The organism is Thalassotalea sp. PP2-459, assembly GCF_001913705.1.
In the GTDB taxonomy this organism is placed as follows: domain Bacteria; phylum Pseudomonadota; class Gammaproteobacteria; order Enterobacterales; family Alteromonadaceae; genus Thalassotalea_C; species Thalassotalea_C hakodatensis.
Genome location: NZ_MKQD01000044.1, coordinates 87,311 through 110,058, shown reverse-complemented (window position 1 = coordinate 110,058; position 22,748 = coordinate 87,311). Strand labels below are relative to the sequence as shown.

Annotated in this window: 19 protein-coding genes and 2 tRNA genes; 8 read left to right on the top strand and 13 right to left on the bottom strand. The window is 39.2% G+C overall.

The genetic code is table 11. The annotated features are described in order from the left end of the window. Positions 1-2: 2 nt before the first annotated feature. Positions 3-1,511, bottom strand: coding sequence for a leucyl aminopeptidase (pepA, locus tag BI291_RS10850; protein WP_074498777.1), 1,509 nt, complete (start codon positions 1,509-1,511; stop codon positions 3-5). 240 nt (positions 1,512-1,751) lie between these two features. Here pepA and lptF point away from each other — a divergent pair, with 240 nt between their 5' ends. Next, positions 1,752-2,888 (top strand): LPS export ABC transporter permease LptF, encoded by a 1,137-nt coding sequence (gene lptF, locus BI291_RS10845; protein WP_074498776.1) that lies wholly within the window; start codon positions 1,752-1,754, stop codon positions 2,886-2,888. Further along, on the top strand, positions 2,885-3,952 hold the full coding sequence (gene lptG, locus BI291_RS10840; protein ID WP_074498775.1) for an LPS export ABC transporter permease LptG: 1,068 nt from the start codon (positions 2,885-2,887) through the stop codon (positions 3,950-3,952). The genes lptF and lptG overlap by 4 nt, the downstream gene beginning before the upstream one ends. A 27-nt stretch (positions 3,953-3,979) precedes the next feature. On the opposite strand, the gene BI291_RS10835 is transcribed toward lptG, so the two are convergent. The 3 genes from BI291_RS10835 to BI291_RS10825 all read right to left on the bottom strand — a co-directional run bounded on the left by BI291_RS10835 (position 3,980) and on the right by BI291_RS10825 (position 8,744). Next, positions 3,980-4,483 (bottom strand): RDD family protein, encoded by a 504-nt coding sequence (locus BI291_RS10835; RefSeq protein ID WP_254849564.1) that lies wholly within the window; start codon positions 4,481-4,483, stop codon positions 3,980-3,982. A gap of 68 nt (positions 4,484-4,551) precedes the next feature. Beyond that, on the bottom strand, positions 4,552-7,632 hold the full coding sequence (locus BI291_RS10830; RefSeq protein WP_074498773.1) for an efflux RND transporter permease subunit: 3,081 nt from the start codon (positions 7,630-7,632) through the stop codon (positions 4,552-4,554). An 11-nt stretch (positions 7,633-7,643) separates the two neighbouring features. Beyond that, positions 7,644-8,744, bottom strand: coding sequence for an efflux RND transporter periplasmic adaptor subunit (locus tag BI291_RS10825; RefSeq protein WP_074498772.1), 1,101 nt, complete (start codon positions 8,742-8,744; stop codon positions 7,644-7,646). Between the two features lie 98 nt (positions 8,745-8,842). Here BI291_RS10825 and BI291_RS18685 point away from each other — a divergent pair, with 98 nt between their 5' ends. Both BI291_RS18685 and BI291_RS10815 read left to right on the top strand, forming a co-directional pair. Next, on the top strand, positions 8,843-9,508 hold the full coding sequence (locus BI291_RS18685; protein WP_286271252.1) for a TetR/AcrR family transcriptional regulator: 666 nt from the start codon (positions 8,843-8,845) through the stop codon (positions 9,506-9,508). Positions 9,509-9,876: 368 nt separating this feature from the next. Then, positions 9,877-9,961 (top strand) — tRNA-Leu (locus BI291_RS10815). 205 nt (positions 9,962-10,166) lie between these two features. Here BI291_RS10815 and BI291_RS10810 read toward each other — a convergent pair. Further along, on the bottom strand, positions 10,167-10,457 hold the full coding sequence (locus BI291_RS10810; protein ID WP_074498771.1) for a type II toxin-antitoxin system RelE/ParE family toxin: 291 nt from the start codon (positions 10,455-10,457) through the stop codon (positions 10,167-10,169). Then, complete coding sequence (locus BI291_RS10805; RefSeq protein WP_074498770.1) at positions 10,442-10,705, bottom strand: ribbon-helix-helix protein, CopG family; 264 nt, start codon at positions 10,703-10,705, stop codon at positions 10,442-10,444. Before BI291_RS10805 ends, BI291_RS10810 begins: the two co-directional genes overlap by 16 nt. 250 nt (positions 10,706-10,955) lie before the next feature. On the opposite strand from BI291_RS10805, the gene BI291_RS10800 reads away from it, so the two are divergent. Further along, positions 10,956-11,037 (top strand) — tRNA-Leu (locus tag BI291_RS10800). 91 nt (positions 11,038-11,128) lie between these two features. Here BI291_RS10800 and BI291_RS10795 read toward each other — a convergent pair. Both BI291_RS10795 and BI291_RS10790 read right to left on the bottom strand, forming a co-directional pair. Continuing rightward, a complete protein-coding gene (locus BI291_RS10795) occupies positions 11,129-11,983 on the bottom strand; it encodes an AraC family transcriptional regulator (protein WP_074498769.1) in 855 nt (284 codons plus the stop codon). Positions 11,984-12,089: 106 nt separating this feature from the next. After that, positions 12,090-12,911: a GNAT family N-acetyltransferase gene (locus BI291_RS10790; RefSeq protein ID WP_074498768.1), complete on the bottom strand. Its 822-nt coding sequence runs from the start codon at positions 12,909-12,911 to the stop codon at positions 12,090-12,092. Between the two features lie 800 nt (positions 12,912-13,711). Between BI291_RS10790 and BI291_RS10785 the strand changes: the two genes are divergently transcribed. Beyond that, positions 13,712-14,626: a mechanosensitive ion channel family protein gene (locus BI291_RS10785; RefSeq protein WP_074498767.1), complete on the top strand. Its 915-nt coding sequence runs from the start codon at positions 13,712-13,714 to the stop codon at positions 14,624-14,626. A gap of 141 nt (positions 14,627-14,767) precedes the next feature. Further along, positions 14,768-16,576 (top strand): M61 family metallopeptidase, encoded by a 1,809-nt coding sequence (locus tag BI291_RS10780; protein WP_074498766.1) that lies wholly within the window; start codon positions 14,768-14,770, stop codon positions 16,574-16,576. A gap of 87 nt (positions 16,577-16,663) precedes the next feature. Here BI291_RS10780 and BI291_RS10775 read toward each other — a convergent pair whose 3' ends face one another. Further along, complete coding sequence (locus BI291_RS10775; protein WP_074498765.1) at positions 16,664-17,272, bottom strand: glutathione S-transferase family protein; 609 nt, start codon at positions 17,270-17,272, stop codon at positions 16,664-16,666. 41 nt (positions 17,273-17,313) lie between these two features. Here BI291_RS10775 and BI291_RS10770 point away from each other — a divergent pair, with 41 nt between their 5' ends. Beyond that, positions 17,314-18,105: a YafY family protein gene (locus BI291_RS10770; protein ID WP_217693823.1), complete on the top strand. Its 792-nt coding sequence runs from the start codon at positions 17,314-17,316 to the stop codon at positions 18,103-18,105. Between the two features lie 41 nt (positions 18,106-18,146). Here BI291_RS10770 and BI291_RS10765 read toward each other — a convergent pair whose 3' ends face one another. The 4 genes from BI291_RS10765 to BI291_RS10750 are packed head-to-tail and all read right to left on the bottom strand — an operon-like array spanning position 18,147 to position 22,532. Then, a complete protein-coding gene (locus BI291_RS10765; protein ID WP_074498764.1) occupies positions 18,147-19,163 on the bottom strand; it encodes an ABC transporter ATP-binding protein in 1,017 nt (338 codons plus the stop codon). Further along, on the bottom strand, positions 19,160-20,683 hold the full coding sequence (locus BI291_RS10760) for an iron ABC transporter permease (RefSeq protein WP_074498763.1): 1,524 nt from the start codon (positions 20,681-20,683) through the stop codon (positions 19,160-19,162). Before BI291_RS10760 ends, BI291_RS10765 begins: the two co-directional genes overlap by 4 nt. Next, positions 20,680-21,717: an extracellular solute-binding protein gene (locus tag BI291_RS10755; protein WP_074498762.1), complete on the bottom strand. Its 1,038-nt coding sequence runs from the start codon at positions 21,715-21,717 to the stop codon at positions 20,680-20,682. Before BI291_RS10755 ends, BI291_RS10760 begins: the two co-directional genes overlap by 4 nt. Positions 21,718-21,719: 2 nt before the next feature. Continuing rightward, complete coding sequence (locus BI291_RS10750; RefSeq protein WP_074498761.1) at positions 21,720-22,532, bottom strand: hypothetical protein; 813 nt, start codon at positions 22,530-22,532, stop codon at positions 21,720-21,722. Positions 22,533-22,748 lie beyond the last annotated feature (216 nt).

Here is a 22,748-nt window from a genome sequence, read left to right as displayed (position 1 = left end):
GCTTATTCACCTTGTTCTACACCAGATTTATTTAATAAAAATTGCGATAACATGCTAACAGGACGGCCCGTTGAGCCTTTATCTTTACCACCACTACGCCAAGCTGTGCCGGCAATATCTAAATGTGCCCAGTGATATTTCTTAGTAAATCGCGACAAGAAACATGCTGCGGTAATGGTACCTGCTGCACGTCCACCTAAGTTGGTGAAGTCAGCAAATGGGCTTTCTAGTTGTTCTTGATATTCTTCCCATAAGGGTAAACGCCAAGCACGGTCACCACTTTGATCTGACGCATTGAGTAATTCATGTGCTAGAGGATTATGTGTACTTAACAAACCACTGGCATGTTTACCTAAAGCGACAACACAAGCACCGGTTAATGTAGCAACATCAATCACGCAATCAGGGTCAAAGCGTTCAACATAGGTAAGTGCATCACATAATACTAAACGGCCTTCAGCATCAGTATTTAACACTTCAACGGTTTGACCTGACATGGTGGTTAATATGTCGCCAGGGCGGTAAGCATTACTGCTTGGCATATTTTCACAGCCAGCAAGTACACCAATAACATTGATAGGTAAGTTAAGTTCGGCTAAGGTATGCATCGCACCCAATACGCCCGCTGCTCCACCCATGTCGTACTTCATTTCATCCATGGCTTCGCCTGGCTTTATTGAAATACCTCCACTATCGAAGGTTAGCCCTTTGCCAACAAGTACAATGGGCTTGCTGTCTTTGTCACCACCTTGATAATGAATAATACTCATCATGGATTCATTGGCAGAGCCGCGCCCTACAGCAAGGTATGAGCCCATACCAAGTGCTTCCATTTGTGCTTCATCAACCACGTCGGTTGAGACGTTGTCGTATTCATTCGCTAAAATTTTAGCTTGCTCAGCAAGGTACGCAGGATTACAAATATTTGGCGGCATATTCGCCACATTCTTACAGGTGTTAATCCCTTCTGCGACCGCTAAACCATGCGCTACTGCACGCTCACCTAAAGGTAACTCGCGTCTTGTTGGGACATTAAAAACGATTTTTCGAAGTGGTCTACGTGGTTCTTCTTTGCGTGTTTTCAAGCTATCAAAACTGTACAAGCAATCTTGTGTTGCTTCTACGGCTTGTCTTACTTTCCAATAATTATCACGGCCTTTCACATGAAGCTCTGTTAAGAAGCATACTGCTTCCATTGAGCCTGTTTCGTTCAAGTTGTTTATGGTTTTACTGATAATTTGACGATATTGCCTTTCGTCAAGCTCGCGTTCTTTTCCGCAGCCAACCAGTAATACTCGTTCACTTAAAATATTAGGTACATGATGTAATAACAACATTTGACCTGATTTACCTTCTAAGTCACCTCGACGTAACAAATTACTAATGTAGCCTTCGCTGATTTCGTCCAGTTGTTCGGCAACAGCAGATAAACGTCTTGGTTCAAAAACGCCGACTACGATACAAGCACTGCGTTGTTTTTCTGGGCTGCCGCTTTTTACGCTAAATTCCATGGGCTCTCCTAGTTTGAGGTAAATCTGAACGTTTTTTAAAAAAAATTCAGTTTAACTTGCTTAAATCTACCATTAATAGATAAGCTTACTGTGATTTATTTTTCGCTAAAGGCTATAATTATAGCCTTATCCAGAAGCATTACCTAAAGGCTTTTGAATTATTTTAGTTATGAAAATGACAAGTTTACTTAAAAATTGTCATTATGTCAGAAAAAAACTAAGTTTTTGTAGGATCTCTTTGTGATCGTTTTTCGTTATTTATTAAAAGAAGTGGTTAAAACCCAACTCGCAGTATTTGTGGTGTTAATGACCATTTTTATCAGCCATAAATTTGTCAGAGTACTTGATGACGCCTCTGAAGGTGGTATTCCTGGCCAGTTAGTGATGGTGTTTATTGGTTTAAAAGCGCCCGACTTGGCAGGCACGATATTACCTTTAAGTTTCTTTTTAGGGATTTTGCTTGCTTATGGGCGCATTTATGCCGATAACGAAATGACCATTTTACATGCGACGGGCATAAGCGAGTGGTATGTAGTCAGGGTTACGCTTATTCTGGCTGTGATCACGGCGATATTTACAGGCTTGTTCACTTTATATTTATCACCGCTTGCTTCTGAATATGAGTATCAAGTCAAAGAAAAGCTTGCTGCTGATTCTGGACTAAGTGCATTAGTGGCTGGACGTTTTCAAACCACAGGTAATAAAAAAGCTGTGGTGTTTATTCACGGGAAAGATAGGGGGAGTAATACCTTAGAAAAAGTGTTTGTGGCACAGTTACCAAATGAGAAATCAGGACAGAGTGAAATTATCAACTCAAGTTTAGTGTATGCAAAACAAGGTGAGGTAATAGAAGAATCGTCAGGCTCGCAACGTTTGATCCTATCTGATGGCACGCGTTATCAAAATGATCCAAAGAACCAAGAATTCAGACAAGTTGCGTTTGGTAAATATTACATTCAAATTGAAGATCAGAAAATTGAACATAAACGTAGAAAATTAAGTGCTATTCCCACACAACAATTGTTCAATGAAACATCGAGCGAATATCGCGCTGAAATTCATTGGCGAATAGCGTTTCCTTTAGCATGTATTATTTTAACCTTTGTTGCCGTACCGTTAAGTGTGGTGAACCCACGACAAGGGAAGTTTGCCAAAATGTTCCCAGCTATCTTGCTGTTCTTGAGCTATCTATTGCTGTTAACGGCAATGCGAAGTGGTTTAGAAAAAGGCTCAATTCCGTTGCAGTTTGGTTTATGGCCCGTACATTTATCTGCGTTATTTGTTGGCTTTAGTCTATTAGCAAAAAGCCGAAGTACGGGGTTGAGGTTACGCTCTGTTTTACCGTTTTATGCCAAGAAAAAAGAGGCTAAAACATGAAAATTTTAGATTTATATATTGCTAGAATTATTGCTTCCACTACCTTACTCACACTTGCGGTGTTTGTTAGCCTTAGCGGCATTATTAAATTTGTAGAACAAATGAGATCGGTAGGCAAGGGCAGTTATGACTTATCACATGCGGCGCTTTATGTATTATACGCTGTGCCACGTGATGTCGAATTATTTTTTCCAATGGCTGCATTAATCGGCGGGTTAATTGGTATCGGTATGCTCGCCAGTAATTCTGAACTGGTGGTAATGCAAGCGTCGGGTTTATCGCGCTTAGATATTATTAAATCAGTGATGAAGTCTGCTTCAATTCTTATTATATTGAGCATGGCAGTGGGTGAGTGGTTAGCGCCTGCTGGCGAAGCAGCCGCAAGACAAGTAAAAGCGCAAGCCATTTCTGGAGGTAGCTTGATCTCTGCTAAAGGTGGCACTTGGGCAAAAGACGGAGATTATTTTGTTCATATCATGGAAGTGCAAGACACAGGCTCATTAAAGGGAATACAAATTTACCGTTTTGATCGTGATTTAAAGTTATCAAGCTGGCTGGCGGCGAGTTCTGCTGTATACCAAAAAGATGCGTGGCTATTAAGTGATGTGGTAGATACCTATATTCAAGATAAAGAAATTACCACAAAATCGTTACCTACCATGGCTTGGCAATCTACGTTAACGCCAGATAAACTCGGTGTGGTAACGGTTAAGCCAGAATCATTATCGGTCAGAGGGTTATTAGATTATTTAGATTACCTTGCGGAAAATGACCAAGACTCAAGTCGTTATCAGCTTGCCTTTTGGCGAAAGTTGATACAGCCTGTAACGGTTGCGGTGATGTTATTGGTCGCACTATCTTTTATTTTTGGTCCATTGCGTTCAGTGTCAATGGGGGCAAGAATTATGATGGGTATTGCTACGGGTATTTTGTTTTTTATTACCAATGAAGTATTAGGTTCGGTGAGCTTGGTGTATCAACTACCAGCGCTATTTGGTGCAGCAATGCCGAGTGTGATTTTTACTGCCATTGCTTTATATTTTATTCGAAAGAAAGCGGGTTAATAACCATACTCCCGCTTTAATATAAGATTAAATTTTCGCCTTATTCGCTGCCAGCGATAACACGACAATTTCTGTATTGGTTAATTTATCTTGTAAACTTAACTTATGTTTCCATTCGATAAAAAGCCAAATATTGCCTAACCCAAATAGGCTGTAGATAATTCTTATTAATCCTAGTTTCTTATTGATTAATTGCCCGTCTAAATGTTGTAGCCTTAAACGCCAGGCTTTCATTCCTAGTGTTTGACCGCTTCTTGCCCAGAAAAACAAAAAGAAATAAATAACCCAGAAAATGTTCCAGCCATATATGAGTGCGCTATAAAAGTATGATGACTGCTGCACATCAATTAAATGTTGATGACCGTTCATGTTGACCAACCCGAGTGTTGCGCCAAGTTGAAATAAGCCAAAGCCTATTGCGCCGGCCACCATATAAACGGCAATCGCTAATAGTGCGTCATAAATCCATGCGCCCAAACGGCGCATAAAACCAGCACGTGGAAAAGCGGTAAAATCTACTGAAGACATCATGTTACTCTGTTTTTAAATGACGCGTCAGTGTAGCAGACTCTTTCTTACGACTTAATAGATTATCGGCGCTAACATGTGCCTTTTTCTTCACTCGGCTTAATTTTATATAAAGCGGCATAGAGTGCAGGCACAACTCCTAAGGTTAAAATAGTACCGATGCCTAAGCCAAAGGCGATAACATTCGCTAAACCATAAAATAGCGGGTCTTTACTAATAATTAGCGGCATTAACCCCATTATGGTGGTAATAGTTGTCATGGCGATTGGACGTAGGCGCATCAAACAAGCATCGACAATTGCTTGAAACTCACTTTTACCTTGTGCTTGTTCAATATTTATTCGGTCAATGAGTACAATGGCATTATTAATAATAATACCGGCCAAACTATACAAGCCTAATGTCACCATAAATCCAAACGGTGCTTGCATGATAAACAGTCCCATTACTGCGCCGACAAAAGATAACGGAATAGTTAAACAAATGATTAACGGCTTACGGTAGGAGTTAAATTGTGCGACTAATAAAATGATGATCACGCCTAATACAATTGGCATATTGGCACTTAATGATTTTTGCGCGGCAGCTGATTCTTTGATCACGCCGTCATATTCAATACGATGATTGACAGGTAAATCTTTTTTGAGCGCTTCAAGCTTGTCATCGATGCGTAATTTCAGGTCTTCCGCGGCCATCTTTGTATTGCGCGCTTCGATGCTGATAGTGCGAAACATATCTTCATGATGGATCATGGAAAATTGATTTACTGGTTCAAAGTCAGCTACTTGAAATAACGGTATCGTGTTGCCAGTAGTATGTGAGTAAACATTAAGCGTACGTAACTTATCAATGTTTTTTCGTTCACCTTCTTGAGCGCGAAAAATAATAGGGATAATATCGTCACCTTCGCGGAAGTTGGTGATATGAGCACCAGAAAAATAGCTCTCTAATGCTTGCGCAATATCACTTGACGTTAATCCTGCTCTTTTAGCACGGTGTTGATCAACGTTTACTGCAATTTTGGTGATCAAGTTTTCCCAGTTATGTCGAACATTAATAGTATTGGGGGTATCGTGTAATAAGGTCATAATTTCTTGTGCTTTTTTGTAAAGCACATTCTTATCAGGGCCTTTTACTTGGATTTTTAAAATGGCGGAATCTGACGGACCCAAAAACATTTTTTTCACCCGTGCCGAGACATTAGGAAATGTTGATTCAATGAGTGGATCTAAATCTTCTGTCACTGCTGTTATATTTGTATCTGGTTTTACGTTTAATACGATAAAACCTTTATTCTCTGCAGGGTCTTCAGGGTTGAGTGATAAAACAAACCTAGGACCACTAAAGCCAACATAGCCAGAATAGCTTTCAATGTAGTCAAATTGCTTTTTGTTTTCGTTAAACCAAGTAAACAGTTGTTGCATTTGACGATCAGTTTCCCGTGACGAAGTACCATTGGGTAAGTCGATATTAATCAATATTTGTGTGCGATCGGAATCCGGGAAAAACTGTTTTGCGGCAAATTGCATTGAAAATACCGCTGCAAAAAATAACACCACCATACCAGATAAAAACAAGGTTTTATGAGATAAAATCCATAACAATAGACGTTGGTAAGACTGGTAATATTTTCCTAACTGGCTATCGTTAGTTTTTGCAGGGCTGCCTTCTTTGTCTGACACCTTGATAAAGTAATAGCTTAAAATAGGGGTAATTGTGAGCGCTAAAACCCAGCTGGCTAATAACGAAATTAAAATTACTAAAGAGATTGATCGGGTATATTCTCCCGCTACATGTTCGGCTAACATTAACGGTAAAAAGAACAAGATAGTAGTGGCAGATGAACTTAATAAAGGCAAGGCGAGCTCTTTGCAGCCTTGAACCATGGCATCATAACGTGAAGTATTATCTTCCAAACGTCGCTTAAAGTCTTCTGCTAATACAATGCCGTTATCCACTAATAACCCAAGTGAAATAATCAACGTAGCTAGACTCATGCGTTCAAGTTTAATACCGCTAAATTGCATAAAGGTTAAGGTAACTAGCATCACGCACGGCACAATAGTACCTACGATAAGCCCTGTTCTTACGCCTAAAAACAGGACAACAACGACTAAAACAATAGCCAATGTTTGTAATACGCTAAACGACACCCCTTTCACTGTTTTATCGACTTGTTCGGCCTGGTGTGTGGCTATATTTAATTGATAACCAATAGGTAAAGTGGCTTGAATTTCTTCAATTTGTGCAATTAAGCGTGGTGAGTACTCTAAAATGTTATAACCCGATAACATCGCAGTGGCAAAGAATATGGCCGGTTTACCGTTAAAATATGCCTGTTTATCCGGCGGATCAATATACCCTCGTTTTATGCTTACTATATCTTTTAGCGCAATAAAGTCTTCCGTGTTAGGTATAGAAATAAAGGTATTCGCAATATCATCAAGGGTGTTAAAATTACCCGTTGGTTCAATAATATAGCTTTTTGCACCTGTATCCACTTCGCCACCAGAGCGCACAATATTTTGATTTCTCAATTCATTCATCAGGGCTTGAGGAGAAATACCCAATTGTGATAATTTCGCGTTAGAAGTTTCGAGGTATATGCGCTCTGCTTGATACCCCAAAATATCAATTTTTTTAGTACCTTCAACACTATATAAGGTGTCACGTATATGTTGAGATATATCGTACATTTCAGCCATGGTGAAACCGTCAGCAGTAAGTGCTAAGGTAACTACCGATACATCACCAAATTGGTCATTCACATAGGGTGTTATTGTACCTTCAGGTAACTTACTTTGTGCAGCGGTGACTTTATTGCGTAAATCTTGCCAAATATCATCTAAATTAAAAAAACGGTCGTAAATCTTTACATGGATTGTAGATAACCCCGTGGATGAAGACGATTTTATTTCTTTAACTTCAGGAATTTTGCGAATTTCTTCCTCAAGTTTTTTCGTGATCAATTTTTCTACACGGTCAGGCGCCATACCTGGAAACTTAGTGGTTACAATTGCTTCACGAATGGTAATGCTGGGGTCTTCTTGTGCTGGCAAAGTAAAATAAGCAAATATGCCATTTATCAGCATTAGCGCTGCAATTAAAAAAACAGTCTTACGATATTTAAAAGCCGTTGCAGTAATATTCATTGATAAAACCCTTAATTAAAACGTTGGGTTTGTTGATCTAAAAGCGTCACTTGTTGACCATCTCGTAAAAAGGCAATGCCGGCCGTAGCGATAATTTCACCGTCTTTTAAGCCTTCTGATAAAATGATCTCGTTATTAATCACATTCTCTGCATTTACATAACGCTTATTCAGTGTTTTTGAGGTTGTGTTGTAAACAAATACATAGGACTTTTGTTCTAAATCTGCGCCAATTGCTGTAGCAGGTATTCGAATTGCAGGCCCTGAATACCCTGATTGCTCACTATTCTTATAAGTGAAAGAGACTTCTGCTGTCATGCCAGCTCTTAATGCATCATGGTTGTCATTTAACACAACCGTTAACGGAAAAGCATTAGCTGACTGTGCTCTGGTACCAATTTCAGTGATGTGTCCTTTCATCACGACTTGATTTAGCACGGGAAAAGTGACATTCAATGCTGTGTTTTTTGATAATTCTCTTATCAATGTTTCAGGTACCATCACATGTACTTCTAAACCATGTTCACCTTCAATTTCAAAAATAGGTTGTCCTGGAGATATTTGCTGGGAAGGCTCAATTAATCGCTTGGTAATAACACCGTCGTAGGGGGCTAGCAATATGCTGTCCTGTTGGTTTTTATTGGCAATATCCACTTGTGCTTGAGCAACCGCTACTGCACTTTTAGTAGAATTGAAAGCTGCCTTGGCATTATCAAAATCTGATTGTGAGACTAATTGTTGTTTGATCAATTTTTTAAATCGATTGTAGGTGCTTTCTGCTTCTGAAAAGCTTGCTTTTACTTGCTGAAGGTTAGCATGTGCTGATTGCACACTGAGATTAAAACTGCGTTGATTTAATTGCGCAAGTCGTTGACCTTTTTGTACCGTGTCCCCTAAATTGACCGGTACATCTTCTACCTTACCTGCTACTTCAAAGCTCAATGTCGCCGTTTCAACAGGGGCGATAATACCTGATAGGGTACGCACTTGTTCCATAGGAGATAGCGTGACTTTCTGCCAAGCGATGGGCCTAATCATTGGATCTTTTTTAGGTGAATTATCTGAACAAGCGATCAGAGAGAAAAGAAAAAAAACATAAAATATATTACGCATTGCAGACGTCCATATAAACAATTAATCAATAAAGCGTAGCCTACATTCATAAAAGAATACATATAGATATGAAATGGTACTACTAAGTACCAGATAGTGTGGTACTATCTAGTACCAAAGTCAATAAGAAATATTTAGTGGGTATGCAAGCAGAGTTAATATTATCGCAAAAAACGTTATCTGAACGCGGAAAAAAAATTTTAGATGCAGCACAGCAATTGTTTCTGGAACATGGTTATGACAATACATCACTTGAAATGATCATTAGTGAGGCTGGCGGTTCAAGGCGTAATATTTATAGTGAATTTGGTAATAAAGAAGGGCTATTGATTGCGGTGATCAAAGAGCATATCGCCGCACAAGTATCATTATTAGTTGATATTGATTATGACTTACCGCCAGAAGAGGCGTTGACCAAGGTATGTTGTCGATTTATGGATGGCTTTTTGTCTGAAACCGTGATTAAACTTTTCCGTTTAGTGATTAATATTGTGCCAACCCTACCACAACTGGGCGAACTCATTTTTCATTATGGACCACTTACAGGTTGCCGACCGATTAGTGATTATTTAGCTTACTTGAATAAGCAAGGTGTATTATTAATAGACGATAGCGAGTTTGCTGCGCATTTATTAATTGAAATGATCAAATCTCGCTTACATGTTCAAGCGTTATTATTACCAAATAACCCGCCAACGAAAGCTGAAATATCAGCGCACGTTCGTCAAGCGGTACCAGTATTTTTACGCGCTTATAAAGTTTAATCTGTACGATAATTAAAGTGTTGTACAAATTAACAACAAATAATACCTATCAAATGAAAAAGCGGTTGCCAACATCAAGTAATCTCGTATAATGCCAGCCACTTCAACAAGAAATTGTTAAGTCACTGTGTCGCCGGAATGGTGAAATAAGTAGACACGACGGATTCAAAATTGAAAACGTCTACAGCTAACCCATTGTTAGTTAAGTGATAAACTTAGTTTTGTGTCTTGCAAAAAAGTTGTAAATCTTTTACGAGATTACAAAAATTACTGACCTAGTTTTAAGGTTGGTTTAGTTTATAAAGAGTTCGGTTTTTAGATACAAGAATTGATTTCTTTGCAAACTGAAAAGTTAGCTACAAGCCTTTGCCGGTGTGGTGAAATTGGTATACACGACGGATTCAAAATCCGTTGCAGCAATGCGTGGCGGTTCGAGTCCGCCCACCGGTACCATTATATAAAAAGCCCTGTCCTTAATCGGATGGGGCTTTTTTTATAGGATTTGAAGACTCTAAGTCCGCTATGAGCGATTTGCAGACCGTGGGGATATTCAGGTTTACGATTGAGAAACCGCTCTAAAGCGGACATTTATCGATACGATTACCTTGTACCGAATGCATTGCCAAACGCATCGCTACTCACCTACATCAATGTAACCTTAAGTACGCTCTTCTTTGCTGTGCCACACCCTGACAACAGCGATAGTAACGTTCTCCTCCCTATAACGTAAAACATAATTTCCTGTGCCAAAAGGAATGAGTATTTCTCGAAATGAGCTTAAACCTTCAACAGGGCGTCCTGATTCAGGGTTACTCATTAAAGTTAATGCACCTTCTTTTATCTTGTTTGCTGCTCTTTTAGCTGCGTTTGGATTTTTCTCTTGAATGAATTTTCTCAACCGCATTAAATCTGTTACGGCATCAGGTAACCAAACTACTTCTCGGGACATGATTTTTCCTGCTCAGTACCCCAACCCTCTAACCAATTCATTACTGATTGATTACTTACAGACTCACCATTTTCTTTATAAGCTTCCCATCTTTCTAATGATTCTTTATCAGCTAGTTCTTTCGCTTCTTCTTGCTCGATATAACGGGCTAATGCTTCTTTGGCATGATGACTTTTTGAACGATGGGTACGTTCTGCCAATGCAGACAACCTACTTTCTAAGTCATCATCTAATCTAACGCCTAACATAGTTTGACCTTTACACTTTGTTTAACCATGTTAAACAGTGTTTAACAATTTGGTGAATTTGTCAATTTACTTGTCGCATTCTTGCTGATTATTCACCTCCCATTCAAACTCATAACGTACCCAAAGTTCAAAAGCTACAAGAAAAAACTATTAGAGGAATCAATCCAAAAATACCATATCCCCCCTGTGTCAGGATAGTTCTCGCCTCAATTGATTGCTTTGCAAACTGAAAAGTTAGCTAAAAGCCTTTGCCGGTGTGGTGAAATTGGTGTACACGACGGATTCAAAATTCGTTGCAGTAATGCGTGACGGTTCGAGGCCGCCCATCGGTACCTTTATATAATAAGCCCTGTCCTTAATCGGATGGGACTTTTTTTATAGGATTTGAATACTCTAAGTCCGCTGTGAGCGAGCAACGGATTATTACTTGGGCAAATTTAATTGATCAGATATTCCACCATATGCGTCTATTGTTAACCCTCTATCGATAGCATAATTATTAGGTGTAACTCCAAGCTGCGTTTTCAGATACCTTATTAAATGAGGCTGGTCACTGAAGCCAAATTGGATCGCAATTTCCGCCCAGTCGATTTCCTCTATACTACGGCTGTATAAATGTTCTAGCATAGCTTCAAGCCTATTCATTGACTGACATTGTTTAAGCGTAAAACCTGTTACCCTGCTAAATGCTCGTTCCAATGTCCTTTGGGTGCAATGCAATTTATCTCCTAATTTAGCTATTGGGGTGGTGTCTAATATTTGCAGTGTTCGTGATGTTAGCTCACTATATTTGTCTTGATGAAATTGAGAGAGCCAAGGTGTTAGTAAACTATCAAGTTGCTCTCGACAGATAACGTCATCTTCTCTAGCCAGTATTAACAGAGCTGCTACATCTAATTTGCTGTTACTCAATAGTGTGTTCAAATTAATAGGCACAACGGTATCTAGTGCTGGAGATACTTCATTTAATGGTTGAATTGAATAAAATGCACCGACTTTAAATTTTATGCCTAAATGAATAAAAGGGTTTGTGTGATCAAGCTGAAAAGTATGTAAATTCGGAAATAAAATATGACTACCATTACCATTTGTTATACTTCCATCCATTTCATAAATATATTTTTGATTTACAGGGGAAATAATCAAATGACCACAGGGATCTGGATTTAGTTTAGGGAATTGAAAACTATCTGCTGATTCACTTTTTTCGATCAGCCAGTAGCATTCAACAAAAGTTGAAACTATAGGGCATTTGGGCTGTTGTAACCATTGGACCATCTTTTTCTTAGCTGTCGCTGTTTACAAGGTAAGTTCATTTATAGCAGTTGTATTGTGCAACCTAAAGCCTTTTACCTAAAATGATTATAGGCTTTAGGTTTTTCTATTAATTGCTAGTAAAGTCAAATTGTAAAATTCTATTTGGTGCGACAAACCCTGCTTTGCGAATTGCTTTTTGGGCGCCGATGTTGCCACTTTCTGTAGAGCAAATAGCTTTCCGCCCTTTTTCTTCAGAAATTTTTACGAGTTGGTTTAATACTTGAGTCGCTATGCCTTGCCCTCTGTAATCAGGTGATACAATCATACCAACATCTGCGTATTGCGTTTGAAATTCATCAAAGTATCTACATTCACCTGTAGCAATCATCTTTCCATCTATTGAGTAATACCATAGCTCATGACGCTGAATTAAATTGCCAAAATAACCTGTTAGCCACTCTTTTGGAGCGCCAATAGCATTATTTGCAAAATCAACCAGTAACGCTAGTTCGTCACTCTTGGCTAAAACGAGTTCCTTTTTATCTATTGCTTCTCTCGTGTTTTTGCCTGAATGTTGATACATCAGCGCATTAACTTTGCTTGTTGACGAACTATCTAAACATAATGATAAATATTGAGGCTCTGCGGTACTGACGAAAGCGCCATTTACTTCACCAATAACGGCGCTCTCACCATTAACAATCAAGGTAAATAAGTCTTTCGCTAATACCTGCACCTTGTCTGACAAATAAAACTGTAGCAGGTACTTGTCATCATTGAGGCAACAAAAGCCAATTAAGCTTTCATTTTCATAAAAACCAAAGTGCTCTGCCATTGGTACAAACCCAAAGTGCCACATACCATCTAAAGGGCTTGTCGATGCTTTAAAGTAAGCCCCTTTTAATGGGTTTAATATTGTTATCTGTGACATTTTTTTGATGTTTAGCATTGTCTTCAATCCTACTTATTAATTTTTCGTAGTATCGAACTAAAACTAATTCTCACTACGACTCAGTGAGGGCAATTTTAAAGTAGCTTATATTTTCGGTATTGAATAAAAACGACAAATTAAAAAAGAAAGCGTGCGACCGCTCTTGACACGAATCAGACGTTATATTCATTATAAATCTAAACTTATTGAAATAGGGCAGTGATCACTCAAAGATTGAGATAGTTTTCTTGTGTACTTACCGTCAAAAATTAATTGGTTAAATGAGTCTGTAACATATTTTGATCGTGCCGTAGGATTCAAGACTATATGATCTATATAGTCTTTGTAATAACCACCCCAGTAATTAGAGTTTATATTAAGGGTTAGTGTCCACATGTCTTTTGTACCCTCATCATCAATGGCCTGCCAAAGCCCTTGTGTTTCACTAAAACCTTTTTCAATATCAATAGCGAACTGCGGTTAAAGTCACCTAATACAATAAAAGGGATTTCTTCTTTAGCGTGTTCATCAATCCAGCTTTCTAGAGGTTAAATGGACTTCCCATACTTTGCTAGACACTAAACGAGTTACATTGAACTTTAACTAGAGGTGTTTATGAGTGTTTCTTTACTCACTGAGGTATTCCTACAATTGTATGATTTTTGAACCTCTTTGTAGTTTTTTCACAGTATTCTGTTGTTATTACCGATAAATTTGCCACGTTAATTGCTTACTTTCTTGTGTAGCCTGTTCTTGCGTTATATTAACCATTGGCATGCATTCTGCTCCTACTGGCTAAAAGTATATTTGGAGTAGTTATGTCCCTTACGTTTGAAAAATTTAGGTCGTTAATCAATGAAAAATTAACCGCTTGGGTAGAGTTGACGGTTAAAAATTTACCGAATGTTGTTATTGCCTTTGTGGTTTTTTTACTGTTTTTCTTATTATCTAAGGTATTTTCTCGTTGGATACAAAATTTATTAAATAGAGTGTTTCAGTCACACCAAATAACAGGACTAATTGCTGGGATTAGTCGAATAATATTTATTGCCATTGGTTTTTTCTTTGCCTTAGATATTATGGGGCTGTCTAAGGCGGTTGCTTCATTACTCGCTGGTGCGGGTATTATCGGTTTGGCTATTGGTTTTGCGTTTCAGGATATGACGGAAAACCTTATTGCTGGCGTTGCAATGGGTATTCGTAAACCTTTTCAAGTGGGTGATGTGATAGAAGCCGACGATGTCTTTGGTACCGTAAAAGCAATAAATCTGCGTAATACTTTAGTGGAAACCTTTTTTGGCCAGCTAGAGCTTGTTCCTAATAAAATTCTGTTTAGAAATATCTTAACCAATTATTCTTATAATGGCGTAAGGTGTATTGAAATACCGGTTGGTATTTCTTATGCCGATGACATTGAAAAAGCATCAGAGGCAATTGTAGAGAACATTAACCAATGTGATTTTGTTATTAACAAACAAGAAACGGCTGTATACGCAGAAGGGTTTGATGATAGCAGTGTAAAATTATTGGTATGGTTTTGGATTAACTACCCTGGGCAAAAAGGCTTTATGCAAGCTCGTCACGAAGGCGTTGCAAATATTAAACGTGCCTTAGCAGAAGCAGACATTTCGATACCATTCCCAATCAGAACTTTAGATTTTGGTATAAAAGGGGGTGAAAAATTAAGTGCAATGATGAGCGCTAGAAAAGAGAGCGAAGCTGAAACTGATTAATTATGATTAATTTTTATGCGCTAAACTCCGTGAGGGTTGTGTTTACACCATGCTAGCGATTAATTTTATCGTTAACATGGAATTTGTATACCAAATAGGTAAACTATCCGCACCTTAAAATTTAGTGAATATATAATTTTTATGCAAAAACTTTCACACCATATTTCATTATTAACGTTTGCATCTATGACATTTTTATCTGCCGATGCTTTCGCTGATGTAAACGTAGATATTGATTTAAGCAAGGCGGAACACCATTACGCCAATGTCACCATGTCATTACCAGAGTCGGTAAAAAGCAGTATTGATTTAAAACTTCCTACTTGGCGTACAGGTCGTTATGAAATTTTAAATTTGGCTAATGGTATTCGCGAATTTTCCGTTGAAGGCGATAATATTTCTTGGCAAAAAGTTGATAAAGACACATGGCGTTTAACGGGTGATTTTAAAAGTGGTGTTGAAGTAAGCTATCAAGTTTATTCAAATCAACTTGGTTATCGCACACGCCATGTTGATGACAGCCATGCGTTTTTAGACGCATCTGGTGTTGTGATGTATACCGAAGAAACACGTGATGATAAACATATTATTCAATTAAACACCCCTAAAGAATGGCGTAGTGTTTCAGGTTTAGTTTCAGGGGATAACGCCCATCAATTTATTGCATCTGATTACGATCTATTAATTGATTCCCCTATTGAAACAGGTATTAATGAGTTTCATGAGTTTACCGTTGATGGCCGTGAATATGAGTTGGTCATTTGGGGTAAAGGTAATTATGACAGTGAAAAAATGGTGAAAGATCTTAAAGTACTTGTCGCACAAGGCAATACTATTTGGTCTGATTATCCGTTCGAACGCTATGTATTTATGGTACATGCAACCAGTGGCGCCAGAGGTGCGACTGAACATTTAAATTCAACCATTATTCAACGTTCGCGCTATAGCTTTTCTGAAAGAAAAGATTATTTACAGTTCTTAGGAACTGCAGCACATGAATTTGTGCATACGTGGAATGTTAAGCAATATCGTCCAGAAGGCTTAGTGCCTTATGACTATCAACATGAAAACTATTCGAATCTACTTTGGTTAGCTGAAGGCTCAACCAGTTATTTGCAAAATCAATTATTGATGCGTGGTGAATTAATGACCACGAAAGAATGGTTAAAAAGTTTATCTAAGAGCATTAATGGTTTTAAACGTAAACCAGGACGCGATGCACAGTCTGTTGCGGAGGCCAGCTTTGATAAGTGGATCAGCGAAGGTGGTGATTACGATAAAAACCATAGCGTTAATATTTATTCTGAAGGCTTTTTAGTTTCTTGGATGTTAGATTTTGACATTTTGGAAAAAACTAAATTAAAGAAAAGCTATCGTAATGTGCATGATGTGCTTTACAAAGAGTACAGCATTCCAAAAACCTTTAACGATCAAGACGTATTAACGGTGTTGAAAAAAGTGACGGGTGATAGCTACCAATCTTGGTGGCAAAAAAATGTTGATGGCCATGCAAAACCTGATTTTGATAAACTGCTGGCTAAAGCTGGTTTAGAAATTAGCTATGGTAAAGAAGATAAAAAGAAAGCGTGGACAGGGTTAAGCACATCTTCCCATTCCAATGGCTTATTGGTAAGAGCGGTAGAAAAAGGCAGCCCAGCGTGGCAAGCAGGTTTTACTACTGGTGACATCATCGTGGCTGTCGATGGCTTGCGTATGGCAGACAAAGACTTGAAAAAGCGTTTAACCAATTTCAAACCAGACACTGATGTTGAATTTACCTTTTTTAGACGTGACCAGTTAATGACCAAAACCATTACCTTAGCGGCTATGCCAAAAAGTGAATTAAAAGTACAAGCGATGAAAGATGCAAGCAAAGCGCAGAAGGCATTTTTTAAAGCATGGACAGGTTTAGATTTTCCTGAAAAGAAAGCTGAAGAAAAGAAAAAATAACCCATAACAAGGTTTGGTACTGACAGCCACTTGTTTTGCAAGTGGCTGTTGCTTTTCTAACACACGCTATAATATTGAGAATACGGTTTAAGCTTCCTCAATCATCGCCAAAAAACCGCCATGGCTTTCGCGGTAAGCTGGGCGCTGTCTTATACGTTCAACATATGCTATAACTTTGGAAGATGGTTCATACCATTTAAAAACGATGGTAAAGTCTAACAAACCACCAAAAACAATATCAGCTGCGGAAAACTGCTGTCCAAGTATCCAATCTGATTCAGGTGTCATCGCTTCTATTGTCGCTAATATTCGCGGCATATCACCCCAGCTCACCGAGCTAGGCTGAGGGTGTTCCATATCAAAAGCAGCGAGGGAAAATGCAGGTTCAATTGTGTTTCCAGCGACAAATAAGTAGCGATAATAAGTGGCACGTTCGGCACTACCAACTTGAGGCGCCAATTGCTTTTCAGGAAATTTATCAGCTAAGTAGGCGCAAATAGCTGCAACCTCTGTCACGACTACATCATCATCTACCAATACAGGCAATTTACCCATAGGGTTTATATTTTTGAATTCTGTAGATAGGTTTTCTCCGCTATCAAAATTAATAGTGACCTGCTCATGGGGAACGTCGAGCTCTTTCAGCATCCAGTCGGTGGTGATCCCTCTGCTCATTTGATTGAAATAGTGTTTCATTTATAGACTCCTTGTCGCCATGTGGCGAGGTTAGCGGTTAAGTGGTTTGCGACAAATACTATATGGTAATTTATGCCGTTATTTGGCATATTAAAGAAATGACAAATACTAGCTTTGAACATCGCAGTGAACGGCGCAGCCGCCTACTTGGATTACTGCGCTCTGAAGAACATTGGAAATCTGCTGACTTACGCGAGCAGTTGGGGATTAGCCAGCGAACCTTGATGCGAGAAATAGCTCAGTTAAGGCTTGCTGGTTATCCTATTGATTCAGATCGAGGACGAGGCGGAGGCATTCGGTTAAATGGTCGCTGGGGCATTGAGCGCTTACAGTTAAATCATCAAGAAGTGGTTGAATTGATACTGTCGTTAGCCATTATGGAGTCACTACAATCGCCGTTGTTTACCAATAACCTTAAAGCAATTAAACAGAAGCTCTTTCAAGCCTTTCCTGAAAAACAACGCAACGCAGTGAGTACTATTCGTAAGCGTATTATGGTAGGTGATAATGCAGGAACAACCGCCGTTGCACGTTATTTAAAGCCAACATCAAAGGTATCAGAATCTGTTGCAGAAGCATTCTTACAATGTAAGTGTTTAGAAATTGATTATGTAGCAGAGTCAGGTGAACGAACAACACGTGTGATTGAAGCACAGTATATTTTATTATTCTGGCCTATTTGGTATATCATCGCTTGGGATCATTTACGCAAATCATCTCGTGTTTTTCGCATAGATAGAATTCAACGCGCTCATGTGGTTGAAAACCGTTTCAAACTTCGCCATAAAGACACATTTTTCGATGTGTGTATGCCGTTTTATCAATCAATTTAAAGCACAAGGTGCTGATGGTGATATGCTTGTACTTGCAAAAATTACCTTATATTATAGGCGTTTAACTTACTTGCTGTATTGATGGCAATACTGACACTTTGCCCTGTTTGAAGTTGCAGTGTATTGCTTTCTCGCACCCTAAGTTGTTCGCCTGTCGCGAGCTCTACGAGAAATAATCGACTTTTACCTTCATAGCGCGACCAAATAATTTTACCTATACCCTTGTCATTAGCTTGTAAATTAAGGTCTTCTGGTCGCACTAATAATTCAACGTTATCTTCGAGGTTCTCGTGAATATGAATAACGCTTTTACCCATAATACTGGTAACAACCCCTTCTGTTGAAGAGTATTCACCTTGAATAAAGTTAGCATCACCTAAAAAGCGAGCAACAAATTTATTAACGGGTGTTGTGTAGCATTCGTGTGGTGGTGCAAGTTGTTCAAGTTTGCCGTTTAACAAAACGCCTACTTTGTCGCCAATTGACAGTGCTTCTTCTTGATCATGCGTGACCCAAATAGCCGGTACACCGGCTTCTTTTAAGGCGCTGCGGATCTGCCATCGCAGTTCATCTTTTAATGCGGCATCAAGGCTGGAAAGTGGCTCATCTAATAACACTAATGCCGGTTCATGTGCTAAAGTTCGTGCTAATGCAACACGTTGCTTTTGACCGCCAGAAAGTTGATTGGGTTTAACGTGTTTAAAATTGCTGAGCCCTAATACCGCCAACCAATGTTCTGCTTTTTCATGGCTTTTTAGCCGAAAACTTACATTTTCTATGACGGTTAAATGCGGAAATAAGGCAAAATCTTGAAACACCATACCAAGCTTTCGTTTTTCAGGTGCTACGTGTTTTTTGGCTGTTGCAGTCCAAGACTGGTGTTTGATTTCGCCTGATTCAATCGGTAATAACCCAGCAATGGCTTTTAAAATAGTTGATTTACCGCAGCCTGTGGGTCCAACAAGCATCAGTATTTCTTTTTGTGCTAAGGAAAAACTCAGATTATCAACGACAGTATTATCACCATAGTTAATACTTAAATTGGTTACTTCAATCATTTAATCTGTGTTTCCTTATTAAATTCAATATCATTAAACCGCTCACCAGTGAGCATTAATAATAAACCAAGGGCGGAAATAAAAATCAATAATAAGCCTGGAATAGCAGCTAAGCCAAAATAGCCAGCTTCATATACTCGCCATAAATAGGTGGCTAAGGTTTCGTAACCCGTAGGGCCTAATAATAAAGTTGCGGGTAATTCACGCATGGCTTCTAAAAATACCAGTGCGCCACCTGCAATTACACCGCGCATGGTTAATGGTAAGGTTACTCGGCGAAAAGCTTCTTGTGGACTTGCACCCAGTAGCCTAGCTGCGTTGACCATAGAAGTATCTAAATTTTCGGTCGCGGTTCTAATGCTGCCAATAGCTAAAGGAAGAAAACGCAATAAATAAGCCAACACAAGCAGACCGAGTGTTTGGTACAAAAAGGGGAGCTGTAAACCAATATAAACGAGTGCGGTACCCATTACGATGCCTGGTATACCAAAGCCAACAAAAATAATTCGCTCCATGAACTTGCCTGCTCTTCCTTTTAAAGAAGCATGGGCAAGTGGAAGTGCAATGATCATTGCAGCCATTGCTGCTAATAAAGAAGCTTGAGCCGAGTTCCAAGCATAGGAAAGCTCAAAGTTACCAAAGCCATCTCGCCATAACCAGATAGAAAATACCGCTAAAGGCAGTACTATGGCAAATAACACGATGGGAAACATACCACTTATGATGAGCAATAGTTGCTTTTTATTAGGCCAAAACACTAAGTGTCTACCCGGGGGTTCTTGGCTACCTTTCACTTGAGCTTCAAGGTATAAAACTAATGCCACAATCACCAATAACTGTAACGACAACATCGCTGCTTGGCTTAAACCAAAAGCATTGTATTCAACGTAAATAACGCGGGTAAAAGTATCTAACCCCATAAATGCAGGTGTACCAAAATCTGATAACGCATATAACGAGGCAAGCAATGCTCCAGCGGCTATGCCGTTAAAAATGCGTGGTAATGCGATACGCCATAAACTCGTTAATAAAGACATGCCTAGAGTTCTTGCTGCGTACACTTGGCTTGCATCTAAACTGCTTAATGCCGCACGTGTACTGAGTAACACAAATGGGTAGGTGTAAAAGATCATGATCACACTAGCCCCAAATAACCCATCAAAAGGGGGAGTTTCTATCCCTGTAAGTGCATTTAATTCACCACTATAACCAAACGTTGCATAAAAGGTGAATGCGCCTAGATAACTTGGCATGGCTAACGGGGCTGCGAGTAACACTAACCAGAACTTTTTCCAAGGCAATTGCACATAAGTCAAAATAACAGCCAAAGGTACGCCAATTAGTATGGCCCCTAAGGCGGTAAACGCCATTAATAATAACGTATTTGCCAGTACTTCAAGGTTGTAAGCATCAAATATTTGGGTACTGTCTGACGCTAAAGAGAATAAAACACCAACAGGAAATAGCGCTAAAGCCGCCACCATAAAAGCGACGATATACGATGTTGACCAAGGTTTCATAGCACGCCGGCTTTACGCATTAATGTTAATGTTGGCCTGACATCAGCCAATTTGGTTAAATCTACATTAGGCGGGGAAATCGTATCAAGCGTTGGAATGCCTTGCGGTGGTGCATTATTACCTGCGAGAGGTATTTCATACGCTTCGGATGATAAGTAGCTTTGTACTTCAGTTGTTAATAAGTAGCGAATAAAGTCTATCGCCGTTTTATTTTCAGTGAGACTAATAATGCCAGAGGCATTGATCAAGCAACCTGCATCGTTATTTGTGAAAGCTAATGTTAAATTCGCGTCAGGCTTTCCTGATTTTAATCGTAAGGTGTAATAATGGTTTGCTAAACCAATATCCGCTTCTCCGCGCTCAACAGCCATGACAACACCTAATTCACCAGCATACTTTTTCGTTTTTTGTTTCATTGCTTTAAGCCACTGAATGGTTGCGGCTTCACCTTCTAATAATCGCATAGCTGTCACAAAGGACTGAAAAGAAGCATATGATGGTGCCCAAGCTATGGATAAGTCAGTATTAGGTAAATCCATAATACTGGTCGGTAGTTGCTTACTGCCAACTTTCGTAGGATTGTAGGGCAAAGTACGAATACGGCCAGTGATAGGTGCCCAATTATGAAAGCGAAATTCTGGTTTTAATTGAGCAGTAATATCAGTCGGTAATGATTTTGCTAGCCCTGCTTGAGCGACTTGGCCGATAGCGCCTGAATCAACCGCCCAAAAAAGGTCAGCGCGCGAAACACCAGCTTTTGCTTCTGCGAGTAGCATGTTAGCGAGGGCTGCTGTTGGCCCTCGACGAATTTTCAAATCAAAATTAGGGTTACGCTTTTTAATAGCATTAAGAACATCTTCATACAAACCACCCTCACCACGCCCAAGATAAAGTGTGAGCTCACCTTCAAGTTTAGGCAACTCTTCAACAGAATAGCTTTTGATACTATTTGCGAGAGCACTAATAGATAAGCCGGGTAGGGCGCCTGCCAAACTAGCCAGTGATAATGTTTGAAGCAGTGTTCTACGGTGCATTATTAAAATACGTCCTTTTTATTGTTGGCATTGTTTTTAATTAAGGTACTTGCGCGGTTAACTTTGTTGGTCATGGTTGCAACAATCTGACGAACATCTTCAACGCTTGCATGAGATTTTATTGCCTTGGGTAGGGTAACATTGAAATCTTTTTCTAGATCTTCCACTAAATTGGCGTCTAACGCAATAAGTTCTCCTTCAACACCTTCAAATAAATTCAAATAGGTTTCTGCGACCATTTTAACAGAAGTATCGATTAGTTTTTCAGCGTACTTTGCTACGACTCTATTTAAGCGTGTATTTATTGTATCTAGGGCTTCAATTGAGTTTGTTGGCGCTCCTTCTCGTGTTTGAATCTGAGCTAAAAGGCCTTTATCTTGAAGCGTAGCTGCCATTTTTACTGCCCCTAAACCTTGCCATAAAGCCTGGGTTAATTTTGTTTGTTCTTTTCTTACATCGTTTATTGGTAAACCTTTATCTATGCTCTCTTTAACGGCAAAAAGCCCTTGCCAAATAGAGGCATAAACTAAAACATAATTTGTTTCGATAGCGGCATGAAACTTCACCGCTTCCCAATGTTCAACAACTGCATCAGCGTGTGCCGCTTTTGCACCATCTTTATGATAACGGCTTACGATCCCGTCTACTTTTTCAATTAACCAATGCACTTCTTTTTCATAAGCGGGTAAATGTTTTGATAAATGATTAACATGGTCGCCTACCGGCCCATTGGCTTGTGCAGATATCGTGAATAAAGCGCTACATACCACTAAAGATTTAAGTAGATGTACGCATTTTTTGCTTATTACATTCATGGAGTGATGATTCCTTTTAAAGAGAGCTTGCGGTCGTTACATTATTAATTGTAAATGATACTTATTCTTAATTAGTTAGTAAAGTAATAACCTTTTCAGTTGTACTTCTTTGCAAAGGCCTAAAGCTTTTCGCTGAGTCGGTATCGCGTTAATTCAAGTTAATACTGTTCACTTACTTGATCGTGCCACTTTAACCTTAATCGCTCAAGCAGGCCC